Raw genomic sequence first — 25054 nt, 5'->3', positions numbered from 1 at the left:
AGCAAGTCAATCTACCATGTATGCGGATATGGTAGATTTTATCTAAGACCGCCTTGAATTTATTGTGTCTTTTCTACAATTCGTATAAGCATTTGTTATCAGTTTATACGGTAACAGTACTGCCTACTTCTAACGATTGTCTTAGCGATTTTTTTCATCATTGATATCTTCTACATCAGCACGACCAATCACATCTAAATCCTCTAGACACAGTTTGTCATACTCTTTTTTGCAAAAATTGGGATCAATATCACACATCGCTGACTGCAGTTGATCGAGACGATTTTCTGATTGTTGAATGTGCTCAAGCATTTTAGCAAATGCTTCTGCGACAGGGTCTTGTGAGTAAGGGTCGATACCATAAGCACGGAAAGTATTGGTACGTTTGGCAGTAGGGGTAGTGTCGTTAGTTTGATCGCTGTTCTCGCCAGCTTGCGCAACTTTTTCTTGTTGCTTAGCGTCTTGTACTTTTGTCGCGATTGGGTTGCCTTTTTCATCGTGATGATCTGAGATCATACGCGCGGCACTGCCGACCATTGTGGCGCCTGCTGGTACTGGTTTGACTACCACTGCATTCGAGCCGATTTTAGCGTTTTTACCGACTGTAAATGGTCCCAAAACTTTTGCACCAGCACCGACCGTTACACCGTCTTCTAGCGTTGGGTGACGCTTGCCATTATTCCAAGACACACCGCCCAAAGTAACACCATGGTATAGCGTCACGTCGTTACCAATCTCAGCAGTCTCACCAATGACCACGCCAACCCCATGATCGATAAAGAATCGCTTACCAATTTTAGCAGCCGGATGAATTTCAATGCCTGTGATGATACGCGAACCGTAAGAAATAACGCGAGCAGCGAGCTTTTGGTCATGATTCCAAAGATAATGGGCACCACGATGTAAGACAAGCGCATGGATGCCAGGATAGGTTAAGATGACTTCCAAGCTATTACGCGCTGCAGGATCGCGGGTGAATACCGCATCGATATCTTCTTTTAAATCTTTTTTGATGCTGGTAAGCGATTTGAACAATTTGGCTGGCAATGACATAAAGCGTCCTATCGTATTTTTGATGACAATCTCTTTAGTTATAGCAGTTTCGCAGTACAAAATATAGCGATGAATAATAAATTAAAACAGATTGTTTATAGATAAACACCAAGCAGTGGCGATTTTTCTATAGACAATCATAGGTGACTTACATAGGCGACTTGCACAGGTTACTTAGCTGTCACTGGTAACATATTTTAGCAGTTCGACAACCTGTTCAGGCGTTTGCGCCCATGCCATTGCAGCCGCATCCACTTCTTTTAGCGGATGAATAATATCTTCAGCATGCAAGGTGATATAAGGCTTGCCTAAAGCGGCGCAGTAGCCGGCGTCAAATGCAGCGTTCCATTGTTTGTATTTATCGCCAAAGCGAATAATAGCAATGTCACATTTTTGCATCATATTTTTGGTACGAATCGCATTCACCTTTGATGATTGATGGTCACGCCAGAATCCATTGTCATTTTCACCCAACACATCACCAGCCGCGTCGCTGGCTTCATGGTCAGTCACGGCTGAGGTAAAGGTAATAGCAAGACCAAGATTTTTCGCGCCTTGCATAATTTTCTGCCGCCAGTCGCTGTGTATTTCTCCAGATAAATAAACCGTCCAATTCATTGTTCACTCCTTTTTATTATTAAACCATCTGATTTGCAATACACTAACACTACTGTTGCCAATGCCAAAAACTCAACGCCCTAAACATTGCGCATTAGAAGCTTTAATCTTTTGCAAGCTTAGCAATTAAAGCGCTTAATAGCTGATATTCTTTTTGATCAAGCTGTAAGCGTGAGCCCAGTCGTGACAGTCGTGATGGTAATGATTTTAAATTGTCGCTGTCTGCCAGTCCGCGCTGCACCATTAGCTCAGTCATACGCTGAGTCAGTTGTTGCAGTTGCTGCTGGGTGATGGCTGGCTCATCCCATTGTTGGCGTAAATGCATGTCCAGACTGTTGATACCGTCGTTATCATTAAGCTTAAGATGCGCTTGGGCATAAGCAAAAATAAAACTGGCAATCACTTGTACAGCGGATGCTACGTTGAGCACTGGATAAGCAGGATTGGCGTCAATTTGAATATGATAATCGGCATAAGCCAATTCTTCATTGGTCAATCCACGGTCTTCACGTCCAAACAGTATAGCAATATTTGGTTTGTTAGAAGTCGCAGCAGATGAGGTATCAGCATTACTATCGTCTACACTTAGAGCTGCCTGTGCATCGATAAAGTCGAGCATAATCTTAGCGGCTTGCGTAGGTGTCACCACAGGGCGCGGCAAATGACGGCTGCGACTGCTGGCCGCAAATACGAGCTGGCAATCTCCAATAGCAGACTCTAGGCTTGGCGATATCAAGGCTGATGATAATACGTCACTGCCACCAGCAGCATGAGAGACGCTGGTGTCATCGATTGGTAGCTTGGGATCGATGACAGTTAAACGCGACAAACCCATGGTATGCATGGCGCGTGCCGCTGAGCCGATATTGGCAGGCAAAGTGGTATTAACCATGACGACTTGTAGGCAAGAAAGATAGTCATTCACACTACTCATGATTGCCCCAAGCGTTGATTGATTGCCTGTTCAGCACGTTGTAAGGCGACGGCGATATCTTCAATCAGTGCCGCTTGCTCACCGATACGGCGCTCACGGCAGCGCTCTTGTAATTGGCTGCTCAGGTTCATCAACTGGGTCGTACCCAGGTTGGCGCAAGCCCCTTTTAGCGCATGAGCAACTTCGAAACCATTGGCATTATCATTTTTTTGTTGGGCAGCTCGTAACTTTGTGAGGCGCTGGTAACTATCAGCAATATAAACTTGTATCAAGTCGGCAAAGTCTTCTTCTAGCAAGTCACGCATGTCTTCAAATTGTTCGTGATTGATAATTTCTTCATCAGAAGCAGCATTGATAGGATTGTTATTAAAATTTTCAGTCATAAGGGTATGTCCAATATCATAAAATTAGTGCAGTTCGAATAACCACAATAAACAGTTTAGGGCGTGCCCTCAATTCAAGCGATTGTATCTAAATGGGCTAAAAATGGCTAAATTTTGCCAAACATCGTCAAATAGCTGATTAATATCCCGATATTATTTCCGCTATTTTCCTCACTTGCCTGCAATTTATCTCATTTTTATGACCATTTTTTAAATGAGGACACGCCCTAGCTATAATGAAAATGTAAATTATCTTCGCTAAGCATGTTCTTCAACTGCTGCAAATTATCATCGTTAGGGTAGACGCGCCAATGTTCGGAGAGCCCTACATTAGCAATACCGAACTCTTCGTAAATGCTAAGTCCTAGCGGCAGGCAGTTATCGTTGATTGAGGCGTCGGTATTGCTCAGAGCATTATTGGCATAACTTTGATTAGAAGCGCTTTGACTCATATCACTTTCTAATGCCAACAAATCATTACCGTCTTCGTCATACAAGCTGCCACCCATGGCAGGGTCATAAACGTTATTGTTGCTATTACCTTGCTCGTCCTGCTCGTCATTAAAGGACAAGCGCGGTTTTGGGATAATGTCAGCTTGCGCCGATTTGAGTAGTGGCTGCAAACGTGTTAGTAGGTTAATGTCACTGCCGTGGACTTTAATACTGATTTTTTTCAGCCATCGCAAGCGTGCATCAACCATACTCATGGCATTATCAAGACGAGCAAACAGACGACCGTCACGCTCACGAATACTGCCTTTGATGATGACCACTTCATCCACCTTCAACTGTTCTTTGACGCGGTTAAAACGTTCAGCATAGCAGCTAACTTCAAGGCGTGAGGTTCCATCATCTAAGATAATTACATTACGATTACCAAAGTTGGCGATATCGATAATTAAGCCTGCAAAATAGCAGCTACCGTTGTAACCAGTGTCCGTTAGCTTATCGAGACGTGCGCTTGAGGTATAGCGTTTGATCTCATCCAAATACTCATTGATTGGATGGCCGGTTAAATACAAACCTAAGGTGTTTTTCTCCGCTTTTAAACGGTGCTTATCACCCCAAATTAATTCTGAGGTCATGACCAATGGCGGTGCAGCAACGACACCGTCCATTTCACCAAATAAGTCCATCATGCCGATTTCACGGTTCTGACGGTCTTGTTCAGCGGCTTGTACGGCGCTTGGCAATTGACTCATAAGCGCGCCACGAATCTCGTAAGCTTCATCGGCTGGCAAGTCAGGACGTAGGGTCGCCGCAAAGTCATCAAAACACCCAGCACTCACTAATGCCTCAAGCGTACGTTTATTGACTTTTTTGATATCGACGCGGCGGCAGAAGTCATATAAATCTTTAAACGGACCTTCACGGCGACGCGCATCAACGATAGACTCAACAGCACCTTCGCCAACGCCTTTAATCGCACCCAAGCCATAAATGATATTGGTCGGGGTATCGGCGACGAAATGCCATTCACTACGATTCACCGATGGATTAACCACAGTTAACTCAAAGTTTTCACGGCAGTCGTTGATAAAGAACACCACGTTGTCGGTGTTGTTCATATCTGAGGTTAATACAGCCGCCATAAATTCGGCAGGGTAGTATTGCTTGAGATAAGCGGTCTGATAAGCAAGTACGCCATATGCGGCAGAATGCGAGCGGTTAAAGCCATAACCCGCAAACTTTTCCATCAAATCAAAGACGCCACCTGAGGTCACTTCATCGATACCTTGCGAGGTTGCACCAGTGACAAAAATATCGCGCTGTTTGGCCATCTCTTCAGGTTTCTTTTTACCCATGGCTCGGCGTAACATATCCGCACCGCCCAAGCTATAGCCTGCCATCACCTGCGAGATTTGCATCACCTGTTCTTGATAGACAATAACGCCGTTGGTGTTTTCTAAAATCGGTTCCAGATTAGGATGGTCGTAGATGACTTCCTCACGACCATGCTTACGGTCGATATACATCTCTACCATGCCAGCATCGAGCGGACCCGGACGATAGAGCGCACACATGGCGATCACATCTTCGATATTAGTCGGTTGTAATTTCGCCAAATACTTTTTCATACCCATACTTTCAAGCTGAAAGACGGCAGTAGTCTTAGCATCTTGCAAGAGCTTGTAGGCTTTTTTGTCATCTAATGGCAAGTCTTCTAACACCAACGCTTCTTTGCCTTCTTTCGCACGACGCAAGTTGATGTTTTCTACCGCAGCGTTAATGACGGTTAAGTTACGTAGACCCAAAAAGTCGAACTTTACCAGACCAACCGCTTCGACATCATCTTTATCAAACTGACTGACACGGTGACCATCGTCATCACAATAAATGGCGCTAAAGTCAGTGATTTTATGCGGAGCGATGAGAACGCCACCGGCATGTTTACCAACGTTTCGGCAGACACCTTCAAGCTTGATTGCCATCTCCCAAATTTCGATGGCATCTTCATAATCCATATTGTCAGGATTGGAGATTAAGTCTTTAAGCTGTGGCTCTTGCTCGAGCGCTTGGCTGAGCGTAATACCGGGGGTCTTTGGAATTAATTTAGACAATTTGCTGGCAAGAAAGTACGATTTACTTTGTACCCGCGCCACATCTCGTACCACTGCTTTTGCCGCCATGGTACCAAAGGTTATAATTTGCGAGACCGCTTCACGCCCATAAGTTTGCGCCACATAATCAATAACACGGTCACGACCTTCAATACAAAAGTCAATATCGAAATCGGGCATGGAGACACGCTCAGGATTTAAGAAGCGCTCAAATAGTAGGTCGTAATGGATGGGGTCGAGGTCGGTAATGTTTAACGCATAAGCGACCAAGGATCCTGCACCAGAACCACGACCGGGTCCAACGGGTACGCCATTGGCTTTTGCCCAGCGGATAAAGTCCATCACGATTAAGAAGTAACCGGGAAAGCCCATGGATAAGATAACTTCCAGCTCATATTCTAAGCGTTCATCATACTTTTGGCGAAAATCGCTCCAGTTATCAGTACGTGCTTCAACGGGAAATAGCTTATCTAATCGATTGTTAAGGCCCCGTATTGACTCTGCGCGAAAAAACGATTCAATCGTTTCGCCTTCAGGGACAGGAAAATCGGGCAGGACGTTAATACCAAGGGTCAAGGTTACATTACAGCGGGTTGCTAAACGCAAAGTATTATTAATAACCTGTGGAATATCATCAAACAACTGCTCCATCTGTGCTTGGGTTTTAAGATATTGCTCATCTGAATAGGTTTGCGGACGATTTTGGTCAGCGAGCACGTAGGAGCCTGCGATACAAACGCGCGCTTCATGGGCGTCAAAATCGTCTTGCTCTAAGAAGCGTACGTCGTTATGAGCAATGATAGGAATATTATGTTTGGCACCTGAGTGGATAGCAGCCTGAATAAAGGTGTCTTCCCCTGAACGATTGGTACGCTTGATGGCAAAGTATAAGCGATCATCAAACTGTGCTTGCCATTCTGTCAGCAGCTCATCAGCTTTTTCTGGCATAGAGCCGACCAGTGCCTGACCCACATCTGACTTTTCGGTAAATAAGACAATGACGCCTGCGGCATGCTCTAAAATATGGCTGCGTTTGATGACAGGCACGCCATGATTGGCAGCGTCAGCGCGTCCTTCAGTAAAGCCAAGCGAGACGATACGGGTAATGTTTTGATAACCCTCGTTATCCATCGCTAGCAGGGTTAGCCGCGTGTCCTCATTCTCCATGATGACTTCGCTACCGATAATCGGTTTGATACCAGCACCTAGGCAGGCACGATAGAACTTCACCGTGGCATAAAGGTTGGATAAATCAGTTAACGCCAGCGCACATTGATTATCGGCGGCAGCAGCTTTGATAAGCGGCTTGATGCGCACGATAGAATCGGTAATTGAATATTCGCTGTGAATGCCAAGGTGTACAAATGCCATAGAGGACTCTTACTGGTGCAATCGAAAGGAGATGAGCTGCTAAGAAAATAAATTTATTATTATCAATGCTTTAAGTGAGTTTTTAAAAGTAATTAAGAGTAAATAAGAGTAAATAAGACGTCAATAGCCATATTTATTCATTTTAAATTTAGCTGCTAATAATAGCATTATTTGGTACGTACAGCCACCGATTCAAGGGTATCAAATTGAATGGATGGTTTTTGGGAATGGGTTTGATTATAGGAAAAAGCCTTCTATATCATAATGATGTAGAAGGCTCTGATAGGCGAAAGATTTACGATTATTTAGCTAATATTTAACGCTTATCATGTTTATCACTATAAGCTATCCAAAAGTCTGCGTTTTCAACGCCTGCTTTTCTAGGGTCAAAGACAGGATCGAGTCCTAGCTTCATTTGCTCGTCGTAGTCTTTTAACACTTTTAACGCCGTTTTGCTGAGTAAGACGATGGCGATGAAGTTAAGGTAACACATACTGCCGAAACCAATATCACCTAGCGCCCACATAACACCGACTGATTGCATACTACCAGTGAAGCAGATTATTAAGAATATAATTTTTAATATTGGCTTTAGTACTGGATAGCGTAGCTTGCTATCCAAATAGACTAGGGTGGTTTCAGCGATGTAGTAATAAGCAATCAAGCAAGTAAAGGCAAATAAGAAGATAGCAATAGCAACAAAACCGCTACCGAATTGACTAAATACCGTTGATACTGCGGCTTGAGTAAATGCGGTTCCAGCTGCAATGCCAGGCATGTTTTCGACTAAGACCAAGCCTTCGGCAGGAATAACGTTATACATGCCGGTAGACAAGATCATAAGCGCGGTTGCAGTACAGACGAGAACCGTATCAACATAGATAGAAAAGCTTTGCACTAAGCCTTGTTTGGCAGGGTGAGAGACTTCTGCAGCAGCGGAGCTGAAAGTAGCTTCGCCTGCACCAGCAACGTTTGAGAATACAGCACGGCGCACACCCCAAGATATTGCTAAACCAACAATACCGCCAAAGACAGCATCCATACCAAACGCACTTTTGAAAATAAGAGCGAACATAGCAGGTAGGTTTGAGGCATTAAAGGCCAAGACAATAACCATCAACAGAATATAGCCAATTGCCATAAAGGGCACAACCGTGCCAGCAAAACTGGCGATACGTTTGACACCGCCAAAGATAATAAAGGCCAATAGAGCAACGATGATGGCACCAGTTATGACGGGTGGGATATTAAAGGCGGTATTGAAAGAGTCGGCAATGGTGTTGGCTTGCACGCCCGGCACCAAAACACCATAAGAAAGACAAGTGACTGCTGCTACTAGAATAGCGAATGGCTTCATCTTTAGACCACGTTCGATATAGAAGGGCGAGCCGCCACGATATTGATCATCGACCGTATGCTTATAAACCTGTGCAAGGGTAGACTCAATAAAAGCACTCGCACCGCCAAGTAAGCCCATGACAATCATCCAAAATACCGCTCCTGGACCACCCGCTGCGATAGCGGTGGCCACCCCTGCGATATTACCAACCCCAATACGACCTGATAACGCCATACAAAAGGCTTGGAAAGAGCTAATACCTTGGGTTGAAGTTTGCTTATCAAACAACAGTCTAGTCATCTCTTTGAGATAGCGAAACTGGACACCGCGAGTCATCACGGTAAAATAAATGCCGACACCGAGTGCCAAATAAACTAACGCATCGCTCCATATATAGCCGACGATGGTATTAATAATCGCTTCCATGGCCTTACTTCCCTGTAAGTATGTGACTAAAGGCTTAAATCATTTAAGCTGTTGTTTTAATTTATGACTGTACTGACTGAACACGCTTGTTAATTAACTAACCAAATAGTCTTGGTCTGTGCGTATTGTGATAAGGCTTCTAAACCATTGTCACGACCGCCAAATCCTGATTGTTTATAACCACCAAATGGCGTCGTGATATCACCTTCTGAAAAACCGTTGATTGAAACAGTACCTGCTTTAATGGACGATGCCACACGATAAGCGCGCTTGATGTTCTGTGTATAAAAAGAAGCGGCGAGTCCATAGTTGGTTTCATTGGCTAATTTGATGGCTTCTTCTTCGGTCTCAAAACTTGTTACCGCCAGCAAAGGACCAAATACTTCTTCCTTGAACAAAGTCATATCGGCTGTAACATCATCAAAAATAGTCGGCTCAATATACCAGCCACTGCCTAAATCTTCACGAATGTTGCCACCTGCAACGATCGTTGCGCCTTCCTCTTTAGCAGTCTGTAAATAATGTGAAACTTTGTCAAAATGGGCTTTTTCAATCATAGGACCAATGGCAGTATCAGGATCGTAGGGTGAGCCGACCTTCCAACCTTTTAGACCGTTTTTTAGTTGCTCAAGTAGCGCTTGTTTTTGGCTGCTGTGAACTAATAAGCGTGAGCCGCAGCTACAGTTTTCACTCATATTCCAAAACGCGGCTGATAGGATATCGTTAATGGCGGCGTCATCAAGTACGGCATCATCAAAGACTATTTGTGGGCTTTTGCCGCCGCATTCTAAGACGATCTCTTTTAGATTGCTTTGGGCCGAGTATTGTAAGAATAGACGTCCGACCTCTGTTGAGCCGGTGAACGACACCATATCGACATCCATATGCTGGCCGAGTGCGGCACCGACATTTTCACCAAGGCCGCAGACCATTTGCAGCGCTTCTTTGGGCACGCCAGCTTCATAGGCAAGCTCGGTTAAACGGTAGACGGATAGAGAGGTCAGCTCAGCGGGTTTAACAATGACGGAGTTGCCCATAATAAGAGCAGGGGCGACTTTCCAAGCGTACATTTGGGCTGGAAAGTTCCAAGGTAATACTGTACCAACGACACCAATGGGCTCTTGCACAATAAGCCCTAAAGCCGCGCTACCTGTCGGCGCGACTTTACCAAATACCTTATCAGCTGCTTCGGCATACCATTCAAAAGTCTCGATAGTCGCTGGCATGTCAGTGTTTAAGCATTCGGTAATCGGCTTGCCCGCATCCACACAATCTAATGCTGCCAGCTCTTCGAAATGCTCATGCATTAGTGCACACCAGCGCTGCATAATAGCCTTGCGCTCAACAGGAGCCAGACGACGCCATTCACCATTCTCAAAGCTATCACGTGCGACCTTGACAGCAATGTCAACATCATTGGCGTCACCTGAGGCGATTTGACCAATGACGCTGTTATCAATAGGCGTGTAATTATCTAAGGTTTCTTTTGATACATTTTCGGCGGCTATTAAGTGACCCGCCCACAGCTGTTGCTGTTTTGCTTTCTCAAATACTTGCTCTTTAGTGGCTTGTTGTTTAGTAGCTTGCTCTTTAGTGCTCATTTTTCTAATCCTTGTCTGCAAATTTTGATGCCATAGATCCGAATTTTGAATACGGCATCAAATTTAGCATTGGTTATCCTTAACATTGTTTTTACTAAACTGAGCTGAGTGTTATTTAGACAGTAGGGCTAAAAACTCTGCTTTTTCGTCTTCTGGCATATCAGTTAATGGCACACGTACTGAACCAACATCCATGGTGCCGTTTAAGCAGCCCGCTTTGGCCTTTTGGTTGTAGTTTCCAGATTCCATAGAATGAATAGCAGGATAAATCTCGCTCATAATTTGCTTGGCTTTATCCCAGTCGCCTTGCTGGGTGGCGTTAAATAATGCAACTTGCTCTGCTGGGAAGACGTTCGCTGCGCCCGCAATCCAGCTTTTTGCACCCCAAAAGAAGAAATCAACGGGCTGATCATCACAGCCACAAACCACCTCAAAGTCATCAAAATTAGCTTGCAGCATGCGTAGCGCATGACTAAAGTCGCCGCTACTTTCTTTTACGCCGACGATATTGGGGTGTTTAGCTAAATGAGCAACAGTGTCAAATTCAATAGCAACGCCGACACGATCAGGGAAGTTGTACATAATAATCGGCAGCTCACTGGCATCCGCGACTTTTTCGAAGTGAGCGATGATGCCATCTTGCTCAGGTAAGCTATAAGGGGTGGCAGATAGCATAAGGCCGTCATAACCTAGTGCTTTGGCTTGTGCGGCAAGCTCAATAGAGTGGTCAGTCGATAAACTATTGATACCAGCGATGAGGGTGACCTTATCCTTTGCGGCTTCGGCGATAGTGGTTAACACCAGCTCACGCTCTGCGGCCGAAAACGTATAGTACTCACCTGTAGTACCGCAAGCAACGATACCGGCTACGCCTTTTTCAATAAAGGCTTCAACAAGCGAGGTTAATTTCTTTGCATCAACGTTGCCGTTATTGTCAAAAGGGGTAACGATTGGGACTAAAATTCCATTTATGTTCATGAGACTATCCTTATTGATGTTGATATTGTTGGTGGTTTAATGGGTAATGATTCAATGATGAATCGGTTGATTTTTGCTTGGTTCATAACCGTTGAATAAGCAGCTTATTTAAAACGAGCCAGTTGATACGGTTTTGGATCGATAGTATGGTCTTCATCAAAATAGTATTCGGCAATCATTTGCGCACTAATGACGGCTTGCGTTAAACCTAAATGCTGATGACCAAAGCTTAAAAATACGCGCTCGATTTTGTCGATGACTGGCAAGGAGTCTGCGGTCGATGGACGAAAACCCATCCATGACACGCTATCGCTAGCATCTAACGGAGCTTTTAACATAGGCTGCGCATGTTGTAAGAGTATTTGCGCACGCTGCATATTGGCAGGCGCATCAAGTCCTGCGTACTCTACCGTACCCGCCAAACGTAGGCCTTCTTGCATCGGTGTCATAACAAAGCGCCGATCCAAACTCGATACGGGAATCTGTAATCGCGCGCTTTCATGAGGTAGCATTAAGTGATAACCACGTTCGGTATCTAAAGGTATGTTGACGCCTGTTAGTTGCTTGGCCAAGGCTTTAGAGTGGGCGCCTGCTGATAGCATCACTTTGGACGCTGTCATATCACCTTGACTGGTGGTTAAATGAACACCATCTGCACCATTAGTCGCTGCAAGGACGCGACAATGTTCAATAACATGACCGCCCAATTGTATAAAGGTATTGTGAAGCTGATTAATGACAGCTTTTAAATTGGTGATATGTCCTGTATTTGGGAAAAATAACGCCGCTAATTGGTTATCTTGTAAGGCAGGCTCACGCTCTAATAAATCCTCTTTGCTCAACAGCTCATTTCTCACATCAATGTCATTGAGACGCTTGCCGTGTGCTGTTAATAGCTCAAGACTACTAGGCTTTTCAACCGTTAATAACGAACCCTTTACTTGTATCCAGTCGCCTAATTGCCACTGATCAGCAAAACCTTGCCATGCTTGCAGGCTGTTTTGATTTAAGCTTAACAACGCTTGATGAATCCGCTCAAATGGCTCAGGGCGCATATTCATGAGCAACTGCATTGCCCACGGCAACAAACGCGGTAGATAGCGCCAGTCTATGCGCAGCGGTCCAGTCGGATTCAATAACATGGCGGGTACATGACGGAGCATGCTGGCATCAGCAATGGGGAATACTTGCTCGGTAGCGATATGACCTGCGTTACCTAATGATGCGCCTTGACCCACTTCATTGGCGTCCAGCAGTGCGACCTTTACGCCTCGCGCTTGCAACGTCACCGCAGCCGCTAGACCGATAATACCGCCGCCAATAATATGCAAGTCGACGTTTGAGGTAGTCATAATTTTTCTCGCTTACGTTCGTCGATTAAGCACTCTTGATAGTGTTTACGCGTTTATCAATAAATATGTCACTTAATAAGTTAAGCCACTTCATAAATCAGGTCATTTCATAAATCAGGTCATTTCATAAATAATGCTGAGAGCTCATTAAGACGGGATGCCCCATTTAAAAGGATCGTATTCTTGCACAATGAGCGTGGTCTCAGCACAAACATAAGCATGACCACGAATCGTTGGGATAATGGTCTGTGCAGGATAGGCCGTACCAGCTGCATTATTGAGCTTAGTACTAAGATCGGTATTCAACTCAGTATTAAGCTCAGTTGCATGCTGATAACTGCCAGTGAATACGCTGCCGACTATGCCCTGTTGCTGCCAAAGTTGTTCAGGTGCTAGACGGTTATCAGCCGCTAAGCAGGCAAGCTTGGCACTAGTACCGGTACCACAAGGGGAGCGATCGTAAGCTGAACCTGGACACAAAACGAAGTTTTTACTATCGACTTGGTCATCATCACTATCGGTAAATAACTCGATGTGGTCAATCTCGCCGCCGTTTTCGCCGGTGATATTAGCAGTGATTAATGCTTGCTTAATTTGCATGGTTACTTGAGTCAATTTTTCGACATTATTTGCTTGAATGTCTTGTCCATGCTCACTGACTAAAAAGAACCAGTTGCCACCCCAAGCGATGTCGCCACGGATAAGCCCTAATTCAGGAACGTGAACGTCAACTTGTTTTTTATAACGGTAAGAAGGGACGTTTTGTACACTACAGCTGCCATCATCATGTAAGGTTGCTTTAACCAGACCGACAGGAGTCTCTAGCCAGTGCACGCCTGCCGATATCTTTCGTTGATAAGCCAATGAGACGATAACGCCAATCGTACCGTGCCCGCACATGCCTAAATAACCAGCATTGTTAAAGAAAATAACGCTCGCTGTGGCTTTAGGATTGGTAGCAGGGAAGAGTAATGCACCGACAAGAACATCATTGCCGCGTGGCTCTAAGATGATACTTTGGCGCAGATGATCGAAGTTTTGTTTGAAGTATTGCAGCTTATCTTGAAGAGTGTCGCCGACGAGTTCAGGAAAGCCGTCATAGACCATACGAGTGGGCTCACCGCCCGTATGAGAGTCAATAATTTTAAAATTAAATAATGTAGAAGACATGACCGACGCCCTAATTCATCCGTGAAAAAGTTATATTCCGCTTTTTATGCATGAGACCTAATGGTTTTAATTTAACCGCCAATAGTTGGTTGTTATTTGCTGAGGTCTATATATAGAGTGGACTTTTTTACAGAGAGCGTCTTGCTGTTTTTTCATGGATAAATGCGTATTTCTGCATAGTGGCTCGGTGTACACTAGAGAAGTCTGTGCCTAAAAATTGGTAATAATAGATATACGCGACATAGCCTGCGAGTTATGGATGTTTGGCTGAATGTAAAATTGATATGACAGGGATGAGATGCGATGACTGAGGTAATAACAGATGTAATAGAAGATACAGCGCTTGCTATGCTTACCACGTCATTGCAGCAGAGTATGACTGTCTATCGTCCCGATAGTCGTGAGGCTTTTGTCGGTAATATCTCATTATTACTGCCGCTGCTGAATACTTTGACCAATGTGGTGTTTTTTGTGAAAGATGAGCAGGCGCGTTATCAGCTGGCAAACAAAACTTTGTTAAAACGCTGTCAGTTGAGTCAGCACGAAGATATCGTAGGATTCACCACAGAAGAGGTGTTTTCGCATCGACAGAGTAGGGATTATATTTTGCAAGATATGAAGGTATTGCGAGAGGGGAAGTCTATCGTTGATAACTTAGAGCTGCACAGTTACGCATCCGGTCAGTTAGGATGGTGTATTACCAATAAACTGCCTATCTATAATAAGAGCCAACAAGTGGTCGCCATGGTTGGGATATCGGTCGATATTGATGAAGATAACGAGCGCGTTTTACGTAAACACGCGCGCTTGGCTGAAGTCGCTCAGTTTGTACGAGCACATCTTGATCAAAAAATAAATATCGCCCAATTGGCCGACTTGGCTAATTTAAGCGTATCGCAGCTAGAGCGCACCTTTAAGGTCGTACTGAATATGTCGCCATTACAGTTTGTGCAAAAGCTGCGCTTGGAGTATGCGGTGAAGTTATTGGCTAGTCATGAGGTGTCAGTGACTCAGATATCGTTGAACTGCGGCTACAGCGATCACAGTGCTTTTAGCCGTCAGTTCAAACAATTCACGGGTTTGTCGCCCAGCCAATTTCGCCAAACGCATTTATCATAAAAAAATCAAATCAATACCCAACGACTGCCGCATCGACAATACGTGGATCTGAAGATCCATACACGCCATTTGGGGTCAGCATAATCGATTGCGTTGAGCCCATGGCAGACTGCGGACTGACCTTATGTCCCATTGATTCTAGTTTTTTAATGGTATCGACATTAAGGGCTTTTTCGATACGAATCTCATCAGGCAGCCATTGGTCATGAATACGCGGTGCGTGAGTGGCTTCAGCGATATTCATGTCATGGTCGATGACGTTGGATATGACTTGTAGAACCGTGGTGATAATTCGGCTACCACCTGGGCTACCAGTAACGATGTAAGGCTTGCTGTCTTTGAATACCAGCGTCGGACTCATAGACGATAATGGACGTTTATTGGCTTCAACGGCATTTGCTTCACCGCCTAATAAGCCATAACCATTTGGCACACCCGGTTTGGCAGAAAAATCATCCATTTCATTATTCAATAAAATGCCTGTGCCGTCAGCGACAAGACCTGTACCGTAAGAGAAGTTTAGCGTATAAGTATTGGCTATGGCATTGCCGTCTTTATCAACGACAGAGAAATGCGTGGTTTGATCGCTCTCATATGGTAGGGGATTGTTTGCTTTAATCGTCGAAGCTGGTGTGGCTTTGTTTGGATCGATTAGGCTACGCAGTTTATCCGCATAAGCCTCTGAGGTTAAGCCGCTAGCAGGCACATTGATAAAGTCGGAATCTCCCAAGTACTCAGCGCGATCTGCATAAGCTAACTGCATGGCTTCCGCCATTAGGTGAATGGTTTGCGCGCTGTTTTGTCCGTATTCTTTTAGCGGATAACCTTCTAAAATATTTAAGATTTGCACGATATGAATACCACCAGAAGACGGTGGCGGCATCGAGACAATCTCATAACCACGATAGTCGCCTTTGACCGGCTCGCGAGCGATGGCTTCATAGTTGGCCAAATCTTGCAAGCTCATGCTACCGCCAGCCTCATTGACCGCTTTGACCAACTTACTTGCGGTTTCCCCTTTATAAAATCCATCTGCGCCTTTTGCGGCAATAAGCTTAAGCGATTTTGCCAATTCAGGCTGCTTTAAACGCTCACCGGGTTGATAAGCGCTGCCGTCAGGTTTAAAGAATATCTTTTTAGTACTTGGCCATTTTTGAATGCGATCACTCAATGCTGTGAGCGATTCAGACAAGCCTGCGGTGACTTCAATACCGTTCTCAGCCAGTGCAATTGCAGGTGCCATCACTTGCCCGCGACTCATGGTGCCATGATCTTCTAGTGCTTTGAGCAATCCTGCTACTGTCCCCGGTACACCAACCGCTAGACCGTGATAGCGTGATAAATCACTGACAGCATTGCCTTCCTCATCGAGATACATATCACGAGTGGCAGCACTTGGTGCTTTTTCACGATAATCAAGCGCCACGGTCTTACCTTGCTTCGCGTCATAAATCATCATAAAACCACCGCCGCCAATATTGCCCGCGCGCGGTAAGGTCACGGCTAGCGCAAAACCAACGGCCACCCCAGCATCAACGGCATTACCACCGTCTTTTAAAATCTTCAGGCCGATATCAGAAGCGAGAGCTTCTTGGCTCGCGACCATACCGTTCTTTGCCCATAACGGATGTTCGATAGCGTCTTCAGAATAGATGGCTTGATCAGTTTTGGCAGTGTTAGTCGTAGCCTTAAGATTATTGGTTTTTGCTCGCGTAATACGTTTGGTTTCAGACAACACAGTAGGATTATCAGCCATAATCGCTAGATTAATTGCACTGGTGTTAATCGATCTTGGGTTAATGGTATTCGATTTATTGATTGTCGATTCAACAGCATGAGCAGATAACGATACTAAAAACGTACTGCTGATTAACATAATCGCGGCTTTGATTTTCGCTCTACTTTTAAGGGTATTGTGAGAAGGGTTGATTTCTTCTGTCGATATTGGATTTTGCATGGTAAATTCCTTTTTACGTAAGTGATAAAGCGAGGACACACTCTAATTGAAATAATGATTGGCTCTATATTTTTTAGGTAAATAGCCTGATCCAAAATGCTGAAAATTTTTAAGAAATACGTTCTAATCTTACTAAATTGTAACGCATTGTGATATAAATAATAGTGCTAGAGTTTATTCATTATTGATTGTCTATTTATAAGAAGAAATTACTATGTCATCCAACCATATTAATCAGCGCGAACAACAGCGTCACTCTGACAGGACTCATCACCAATCATCTGCCTATAACCATAACCATCATTCATATCAGCCACGCAAATTACTGTCTATTACAGGGTGCGCATTACTGCTTGGTGGTGCGTCTTTTGGGCTGGCAGGCTGTCAATCAAGCCCAGCGGTGTCATCGTCAGCGGTAGCATCGTCTACAGTGTCGAAAAATATGATTGATTTTAATAGCGCCGATAGCACGCAAAACCAAGCACAAGGACGCGCATTTAATGCCAGCCTTGATGCCAAATCTGAGCGTTATCAACAGTTATTTAACCAAGAGACATATCCCAACACTGACAGTCAAGCCAAGTCTCATTTACTTGCTGCTATTCATCAACATCTGACAACAGAGCATGTGGCAGTCGCGCAAGCCAATTATCAAGCGGTCCCTTTTATTGATCCAGATAGTATTGACGCAGGCTCTAGTAGCTTGCTTAGAACGATTATAGAAGCCTATGCTTATGAGCCTGACGGTGACTATGATGAAAGTGATTATGATGAAAGTGATTATGATGAGAATGATTATGATGAAAGTGATTATGAGGGCAGGCAAACTGAGGCTATGGCAGAGTTAGCAGAGGTAAGTGCAGAGTCGAATAAATGCAATGACAATGAGGACGATGACGCTTATGAAGTCTGTGTTGTAGAAGATGTTAACTATGATGAGGACGGCTATGATCAAGACGGTTACAATGAATATGGCTACAATCGAGAGGGTTACGACAGCGATGGCTATAATGAATATGGTAATGCAGAAGGTGGCATTCTCTCAGGGGTCTCAAACCTAAAGTCCAAAAATCTGTTAAAAAACTATGAAGCCATACAAATGGCTAAACAGCAGTCAGAGGCGGTAGAACAAGATAGCCCATCAGCGTCATCTACGGGCGTCATTGGTCAAATGCTGAGTATGTTCCATCGCACGCCTGAACAGATAGCTGCGTCAAATGCTTATCAATATCAAAATTTAACCTTTAATAGTGTCACTCAGTACAAACCCAAACAACGACAACTACAGAGCGTCTATAGCTATGACTATGTGACACCGACGATTAGCTCATCCATCCAGATACCGTTAGCGTTCGATTTTAACCATAGCAAAGTCACGGTAGACCCGTCTGCAATCATGCCTATCGTGGCGCTTGTTAATCCTGACAATACCCCTTTACCTAACCAAATGGCCTCGCATACCGTCAGTTTTGGCTTGCCAGAGAGTATTACCGCGCAGCTACCGCCAGCAGTGCTGTATGATGCCGCCATCGCTGCCATACAGAGTAGCATGGCAGAGCTAGCGCCCGAGCACTTTAGCGCGGTAGATATTCGCAGTGATGCCTTTGCCAAAGAAGTCGGGGCGAGGCGTGCGGTAAAAGTCTATTTTGGCAGTAAGCAAAGCGGTGAGATGATTGGCAAGACTTTAAAATACATGACAAAGTCGCTACAGGATTATGTCGATGCCAATCCACAAAAATATCCTGATGGCGCTATGCTAAAAACCGCGCTAGCGAAAGTGCAGCTATACAATAAAGGCTACCAAAGTGCGGATGTAGGTTCGCTTTTGCAACTTATTGAGGCCATCGGTCCGATCTCTTTTAATCAGATAAATTACTATTATTTAGACAGCTCAGATCGCCTGCTTGCCAAGCAGCAGCGGATAAATATCGGTGGCGATTTGCTGGGCTCTACGAACAGCGTGCTAAACCAAATACGCTATGATAAAAGCAGCTTTAATAACCACGCACTAACGCCTTTATTGACCGAGTCTTTTGGCGCAAATGCTAAAGCTGCTATCGATGGTAATGCATGGATCGCAGAGCAGCGTCAACAAAAAGACAGGCTGCAAGCGGCACGTGATGCCCGCTATGATTATAGTGGTCGCAGTGGTGATTACGATGACGACGACTATGGTAGCGATTATGCGGATGATGATAGCAGCTATGAGGCAGCAGAATATGACAGTGTTGATCGTCAAGATGATAATGATATCGAAGACGATGCCGCAGATGATGCTGACAACAGGGTAGACGATCAATAACGCTATCTTGTCATGTTCAAGCCCATATTTATTAAGGATAAAAAATGAAAAAAGCACATCAAATCATTGCAAGTCGTCTTCCGTCAGCTAGCTTTCCGTCAGTTATCAATAGCCACCGCCTATTTGCTGGTACATTGATCACAGGGGCACTATTATTAACGGGTTGCCAATCTACCAGTCTCGAACAATCTAACGCGATAACTGCTAAGCAAACACCAGCGGCAGCCAAGACAGCATTGGCGACGGCGTTACAAAAACAGCGCCGCCAGTCCTTTAGCTACCATAGCAATCTTGAAATCAGTAACGAGCAACAGTTTAGCGATGTTGATAGCACGCAACTGGTGGCATCAGAATATGTGGATAGCTATTGTGATGATAGCCACGACCAAGCTTATGGGGCCTTATTAACAAAGGCGCAAGCACAGCATAAGGATATTGCAGCGACTGATTATGATGACCAGCGTGAGGCACTTAAACAGTCCTACCTAGCTTGTTCGGCTGCTTATGAGGCATGGAGAGACGCGCACTATGATAGTGAATCCTATGCCATTGATGCGGCAGCTGAAGACGTGGTAGATTCAGTAGCAGAGATGGAAACAACCGCGTCTGATATGGACTCGGCTCGTGAAGCAAGCGCTACGACTGTCTCACCCTATGTATCGCCCTATTATGAAAAGCTATTTAATGAATATGAGAATAAGCAGAGCAAACAAGATATCAAAAAGTCACAATTACTAGATGCTTATGTGCTAAAGCCACTGTCTATCAATGCACAAGGCATTTATCAGCCAATGGCTGGCAAGGCGACTATGCTGGTGAGCGCGCAGTATCAAGCGCGCAATCATCAAAGCAGTATCAATCAGCCAGTTTATATAGATTTTAAAAACGGTGATATTTATCTGTGGGCAGATAATTTTGCGATGCTCAATTCAGAACTGTTAGACGATAAGCTCGGCATAAAGTGGCGCAACAAGTGGTTAAAACTAGCCATTGATGACGGCACCTTACCCAAAGGCTTTGGTAGTGAATTGATAAAAAGCCACTTTGCAGCGTTAGATGCCACATTTGATGCGGCACCTGTCAGCCAGTTTGATTATGTCGCCCCTAATACGCTAGCCTCGCTCTCTCCCAAGCTGCCCGCGCATCAGCTACCAGCCATGCTGGCAAGTAATCAAGTCATTCGCCGTGTACAAAGTGCTGAGAGTTATGAGCAGTTTTATCAAGACTACATGCGCATCATCTACGAGCGGCTAAGTCAGCGATATCCAGAACTGGTTAAAGAAAGCGCGGCTTACGAGGCAGGCGACACAAATGCTAAGAAATTTACCAGTAAAGCGTTGGTGCAGCAAATGTTGGCAATGATAAAGAGTGGCATGAATGGTGATAGTGAAACAGCAGATGAAACAATGGCAGAGGCAAAAGAAGAGACGAAAGAAGGTACAATACTAGCGAAAGCAGAGACACAGCAGTTGTATGGCTTTGATAAGCGGGGTCAGCTCAAATGGCAGCATCTGCGTAGTGAGCTTCCGAGCGAGACTGCTTCCAATAAAAACATGGTCATAGATGTTTTGCAGCAGTATTCCGCTATAAGCGCCAAAAACATGGCATTTCCCAATTTACCAAACGATGTGCAAGTGCCCAATGCTGGTAATAGTATTGATGTGCGCGAGTATGGTAATGAGCTGATGCAGTATTATCGTGATGGTAATGGTACTGCGATAGGAAAGATGATGTTTAGTGTCATGCCAATGGCTAAAGAGAAGTTCGGGACGATTGAATAAAAGCGGATTAATCGTAGGTAAGTTTAGTTAGTCGTTATTGAAATTAAAACCAAAAAAGCGCACCGTTTATACGATGCGCTTTTTAGTTTTAACACTTGTAAGACATTAACTATTAATACATGTCTCTGTATTGATAAAAGCTTACATGCCTTGATGTGGTTTGCCATGCATTTTACCGTGCTTTGAGCCTTTATAACCTTTAGCCATTTTTTCGGCTTGCAATTTGGCAAGCTTGGCGCGCTGCTCAGCGGTTAATACTTGCGAGATAGCATGTTGAGTTTGTACACGCTCAATAAAGCGTTGTTTGGTTTTCGCCGCTTGCTGGTCAGCTAGACGATTAACGGCGGCTGTATTCAATGTGCTGGCACTGGTCAATGCTTGCATTTGTTGCTGCATTTGTTGCTGCATTTGTTGCTGCATTTGCGTACGTTCTGCTTGGTATTTTGTACGGTCAGCTTTACGATCGCCGTGTTGTGCTTGCATGATGGCTTTGATTTGCGCTTGTTGCGTTGCTGTTAGATCTAGCTGCGACATTGGACCTCTCATGCCGTCTTTTTTCATGGCGTTTTTCATGCCATCTTTATGCTGCATTTTGCTGGTCGTTGGTGTGGTATCAGTGGTTGCATTCACACTGGTACAAGCTGTTACGGTGAAAATGCTAGACATTGCTAATACTGAGCCCATTAATAATTTTTTCATCATTATTACCTTAATTTATGGTGCAAACGTTATTGGTTGCGAAAAAGTCAGTTTTTATCTGATCAGCCTATGCATGGTAAGTGTCCCGGATAGCCACTATCCATCATTGCATATCATCAGTATTTGTCGCTGATAGCCGTTATGTTACGACAGTTAAAGGTTACGAACATTTATGAAGTATTAAGAAAGGTAACGTTTATAGCGAATGGATAAGCAATTGACTGATAATATGGCTAATAAAGCGATATAACGCTTAAGGAGACAGATGTGCCACACATATTACTAGGCGATGATGACGAAGAATTGACCCAGTTATTACAAGAGTACTTGCACAACCACGGGGTGACATGCGACTGCGTTCACGATGGTGAGGCGGTCATACAAAAACTTAAAGCGGCGATGAATAATGAGGCTGCTTACGATCTGCTAGTGTTAGACATTATGATGCCAAAAATCGATGGTCTTAGTGTGTTGCGTCAGTTGCCCAATATTAGTGATATCCCCGTGATTATGCTGACTGCCAAGGGAGAAGAGATTGATCGTATTATTGGGCTGGAGCTGGGCGCTGACGATTATATTACCAAACCTTGTAATCCTCGAGAGCTGCTGGCACGTATCAATGCCGTCATTAAGCGCACCAACGCGGCGGCATCAGAACATATGCCGCTACCAGAGAGCCGTTTACATCTGGATCAAAACCAGCGGCTTTGTCAGATAGATGGCATAGAGTTACAAGTCACCGGTACAGAGTTTGATCTCTTGGTCGCGCTACTCAAACAAAAAGGCGAGGTCGTGAGTAAGGCATGGCTGTCAGAACATGTGTTGCAGCGAGAGTTACAGCCCTTCGATCGTAGCCTTGATGTCCACGTCTCGCGATTGCGCAAAAAACTTCAACCTTTCCACGATGAGCCGATAAAAGCGATTCGTGGTAAAGGCTATCAGTTGGTGCTGTGATGACGGACTACTCAATAAAAGCGTCAATATTTAAGATACGTATGACTCTATTTTGGCGTCTATTTTTAAGCTTATTGGTGACGATTTTGATCACCTCGGTTTTATCCATTATGGTGGAGCGCTGGCTCAGTGAAAAAGAGCTGAACGCTCGGATGGATGTGCAGATTGAGCGCTTATTGGTCAAGCGTGAAAAGCTGGTTGCAGCGTTAGAAATAGGCGATTTACCCACGGTTAGAGATATGTATCGTCAAGAGCGACGATTGATGAGTCAGATTAGAGTCTACGATGGGCAAGGCGCTATCATATTTCCACGCTATCGGGACAGAGAGGATCAGCCAAAAGATCGGCAAGCACTTGATTATTCTATGGAAACACCGCCGAAACCTAACAATGCCCCATTTGCTCAGCCCGCTAATGAGATGCCCAGTGCTAAGCCGTCTTATTTCGAAAGCATTTTTCAGCCAGTGATGCCTAGTCGGAGAGCTGCGATAGCTGATAGCGATAATCGCCCTGAATTGGCTGACCTGACAGTTGCTTTACCGGATGAGCAGAGCGTTATCATACAGCTGCGTCCCCATCTGCGTTTTGCCGAATTGGTCGCGCTGCAACGCAGTCATTTTCCTGTGCGCTTGTTGCTGATAATTCTCTTTAGTATTTTGGTCTGCTATTGGCTCAGTCGTACCTTGACCCAGCGTATTCGCCGAGTGCAACATACCGTCCATCGCATGATTGATGGTGATTATCAAGTCAATCCAAACTTAACAACGATGGGAGATGATGAGTTAGGATTATTGGGTAAAGACGTGGCCCAATTATCGATACGACTGGCTGATAGCGAGCTGGCACGTAAGCAGATGCTCAGTGACATCTCGCATGAGCTGCGCTCGCCATTGGCGCGTTTGGATGTCGCCACTGAGCTGACGCGGGATTTTGCGCCCAATGCCAGTCGTTATCTCGACCGTATCGATAAAGAGTCGGCACGAATGAATGAGTTGATTGAGCAAATTATCCATATTCAATCGCTACAAATGCAGCAATACACCATCGATAATCTAGAAAGTGAGGCCGTCAATCTCTCTGAGATTATTAGCGACATTGCCCAAGATGTTTGTTTCGAGTTTCAACATAAAAACGTACGCTGGCAATGGCAGCCGCCTAGCTCCTCACTAAAAATATCACGAACGGATTCTTTGACAGAGTGTTGGACCATATCTGGCAATCAAGAACAGCTGCACAGTGCGCTTGAGAACGTCATTCGCAATGCCTTTATGCATACCTCACCAGCCTCTACCGTGATTGCTGAGATGACAGAAGTGCAGATGGACAATAAAACACCTGCTATCCAAATCAGTATCACTGACGAGGGCGGCGGCGTCGAGGATAAGGATGTAGATCGTATTTTTCAGCCCTTTGTCCGCCTCGATTCTGCGCGTCATCGCGAGACGGGTGGCTATGGCTTGGGACTGGCAATCGTCTACGCGGTTGTCATGGCGCACAAAGGACGAATCAATGTTTATAACCGCAAAGATGGCGTACAAGGGCTTGTGGTGCAGATAGTTTTGCCTATTGGATAACACTTATTTAACTATGACTTGTATATAGATTCACACACAAAGTGGTGCTTTAATACACAATATCAGTCAGTAACATATAGGGTCTGTTGAACATTCAAATGTGGCACTGGCAGTCCTAATATTTGAATGTTCAACAGACCCTATACAAATTTGTAATAAGAATATGAATCTGTGTTCAAAAAGCTGGACAATCAAGACTAGTCCATTTCTGATAAGACATTATATTCATTATTATGAATATAATGGACAAACGGTAGTAATTGGCTGATGAGTTGCATTGTTACTCTCTATATATTCGGTAATACTAATATACAGAGAGTTATAAAAATGTTACAAAACAAAAACGTCTTATTTCTTACACAGTCATGCAAGCGACACTCTAAAAAGGTTCATCCATATAAGCTTATAACCCGTTTTATTTTGTTATATCGACTCTCTACAAGATAGATAACGACTCTGATTTTTTAAATCCGATAAGTCTGTAAGGGAGTACACATTATGAACCGCATCTATAAAGTAATATGGAATGAAGCCTTGAATTGTTTCACTGCAGTTGGTGAATATGCTAAGGCACGTGGCAAATCTTCCAAATCTAGCGTGAGTGCAAACGCTACCATCAATACGACACCCAGTCTTTCATCCGTCAATAGTCTGCGCTTAAGTGCCATCGGATTAGGGCTGATAGCGGCTGGTTTTAGTCTTCAGGTGAATGCTGCCTCTTGCCATGCTGCTACAGAAGTAGAATGTGGGACTAATGCTACGGCAAGTCCTCTTCATGGCATTGCTATAGGTAAGAATGCCACAGCGTTCGGAAGTCAGACTATTGCCATTGGCGGAGGAAGTAGCGGTCAACACACCACCGCAATGGGTGAGCAATCTATT

18 protein-coding genes are annotated in these 25054 nt (G+C 44.5%); 6 read left to right on the top strand and 12 right to left on the bottom strand.

Features of this window, described 5'->3' with window-relative positions:
* Positions 1-141 precede the first annotated feature (141 nt).
* From cysE to CXF65_RS06070, 10 genes are all read right to left on the bottom strand, one after another.
* Positions 142-1053 carry a serine O-acetyltransferase gene (gene cysE / locus CXF65_RS06115; RefSeq protein ID WP_101211411.1) on the bottom strand — a complete coding sequence of 304 codons (912 nt, stop codon included), beginning with the start codon at positions 1051-1053 and terminating at the stop codon, positions 142-144.
* Positions 1054-1227: 174 nt separating this feature from the next.
* Positions 1228-1671, bottom strand: coding sequence for a YtoQ family protein (locus tag CXF65_RS06110; protein ID WP_101211410.1), 444 nt, complete (start codon positions 1669-1671; stop codon positions 1228-1230).
* A gap of 103 nt (positions 1672-1774) precedes the next feature.
* Positions 1775-2605 carry an RNA methyltransferase gene (locus tag CXF65_RS06105; protein ID WP_101211409.1) on the bottom strand — a complete coding sequence of 277 codons (831 nt, stop codon included), beginning with the start codon at positions 2603-2605 and terminating at the stop codon, positions 1775-1777.
* Complete coding sequence (locus CXF65_RS06100; protein WP_025651023.1) at positions 2602-2988, bottom strand: Hpt domain-containing protein; 387 nt, start codon at positions 2986-2988, stop codon at positions 2602-2604. Before CXF65_RS06100 ends, CXF65_RS06105 begins: the two co-directional genes overlap by 4 nt.
* A gap of 227 nt (positions 2989-3215) precedes the next feature.
* Positions 3216-6920, bottom strand: a complete 3705-nt coding sequence (dnaE, locus tag CXF65_RS06095; protein ID WP_101211408.1) for a DNA polymerase III subunit alpha — start codon at positions 6918-6920, stop codon at positions 3216-3218.
* A 316-nt stretch (positions 6921-7236) separates the two neighbouring features.
* Positions 7237-8685, bottom strand: a complete 1449-nt coding sequence (locus CXF65_RS06090) for an alanine/glycine:cation symporter family protein (RefSeq protein ID WP_025651020.1) — start codon at positions 8683-8685, stop codon at positions 7237-7239.
* Between the two features lie 89 nt (positions 8686-8774).
* Positions 8775-10286, bottom strand: coding sequence for an aldehyde dehydrogenase (locus CXF65_RS06085; protein WP_101211407.1), 1512 nt, complete (start codon positions 10284-10286; stop codon positions 8775-8777).
* Positions 10287-10397: 111 nt separating this feature from the next.
* Entirely contained in the window at positions 10398-11264 is an 867-nt protein-coding gene (gene dapA, locus CXF65_RS06080; protein ID WP_101211406.1) for a 4-hydroxy-tetrahydrodipicolinate synthase, read from the bottom strand.
* 104 nt (positions 11265-11368) lie between these two features.
* Entirely contained in the window at positions 11369-12616 is a 1248-nt protein-coding gene (locus CXF65_RS06075) for an NAD(P)/FAD-dependent oxidoreductase (protein ID WP_101211405.1), read from the bottom strand.
* A gap of 147 nt (positions 12617-12763) precedes the next feature.
* Complete coding sequence (locus CXF65_RS06070; protein WP_101211404.1) at positions 12764-13786, bottom strand: proline racemase family protein; 1023 nt, start codon at positions 13784-13786, stop codon at positions 12764-12766.
* 303 nt (positions 13787-14089) lie between these two features.
* Between CXF65_RS06070 and CXF65_RS06065 the strand changes: the two genes are divergently transcribed.
* A complete protein-coding gene (locus CXF65_RS06065) occupies positions 14090-14905 on the top strand; it encodes an AraC family transcriptional regulator (RefSeq protein ID WP_227523206.1) in 816 nt (271 codons plus the stop codon).
* 10 nt (positions 14906-14915) lie between these two features.
* Here CXF65_RS06065 and ggt read toward each other — a convergent pair whose 3' ends face one another.
* On the bottom strand, positions 14916-16781 hold the full coding sequence (gene ggt / locus CXF65_RS06060) for a gamma-glutamyltransferase (protein ID WP_227523207.1): 1866 nt from the start codon (positions 16779-16781) through the stop codon (positions 14916-14918).
* 295 nt (positions 16782-17076) lie between these two features.
* Between ggt and CXF65_RS06055 the strand changes: the two genes are divergently transcribed.
* Both CXF65_RS06055 and CXF65_RS06050 read left to right on the top strand, forming a co-directional pair.
* Positions 17077-19164 carry a hypothetical protein gene (locus CXF65_RS06055; protein WP_101211403.1) on the top strand — a complete coding sequence of 696 codons (2088 nt, stop codon included), beginning with the start codon at positions 17077-17079 and terminating at the stop codon, positions 19162-19164.
* Between the two features lie 44 nt (positions 19165-19208).
* A complete protein-coding gene (locus tag CXF65_RS06050; protein WP_101211402.1) occupies positions 19209-20945 on the top strand; it encodes a hypothetical protein in 1737 nt (578 codons plus the stop codon).
* A gap of 141 nt (positions 20946-21086) precedes the next feature.
* Here CXF65_RS06050 and CXF65_RS06045 read toward each other — a convergent pair whose 3' ends face one another.
* Positions 21087-21644 (bottom strand): Spy/CpxP family protein refolding chaperone, encoded by a 558-nt coding sequence (locus CXF65_RS06045; RefSeq protein WP_101211401.1) that lies wholly within the window; start codon positions 21642-21644, stop codon positions 21087-21089.
* A gap of 267 nt (positions 21645-21911) precedes the next feature.
* Between CXF65_RS06045 and CXF65_RS06040 the strand changes: the two genes are divergently transcribed.
* The 3 genes from CXF65_RS06040 to CXF65_RS06030 all read left to right on the top strand — a co-directional run.
* Positions 21912-22598, top strand: a complete 687-nt coding sequence (locus tag CXF65_RS06040; RefSeq protein WP_101211400.1) for a response regulator transcription factor — start codon at positions 21912-21914, stop codon at positions 22596-22598.
* A gap of 41 nt (positions 22599-22639) precedes the next feature.
* Positions 22640-24172, top strand: a complete 1533-nt coding sequence (locus tag CXF65_RS06035; RefSeq protein ID WP_227523205.1) for a sensor histidine kinase — start codon at positions 22640-22642, stop codon at positions 24170-24172.
* 498 nt (positions 24173-24670) lie between these two features.
* Positions 24671-25054, top strand: a 384-nt coding sequence (locus tag CXF65_RS06030; RefSeq protein ID WP_264754728.1) for an ESPR domain-containing protein, incomplete at its 3' end; no start/stop codon positions are given.

The sequence above is a fragment of the Psychrobacter sp. Sarcosine-3u-12 genome (genome assembly GCF_002836005.1).
GTDB classification, from domain to species: Bacteria; Pseudomonadota; Gammaproteobacteria; order Pseudomonadales; family Moraxellaceae; genus Psychrobacter; species Psychrobacter okhotskensis.
This window is presented reverse-complemented; position numbering and strand designations above follow the sequence as displayed.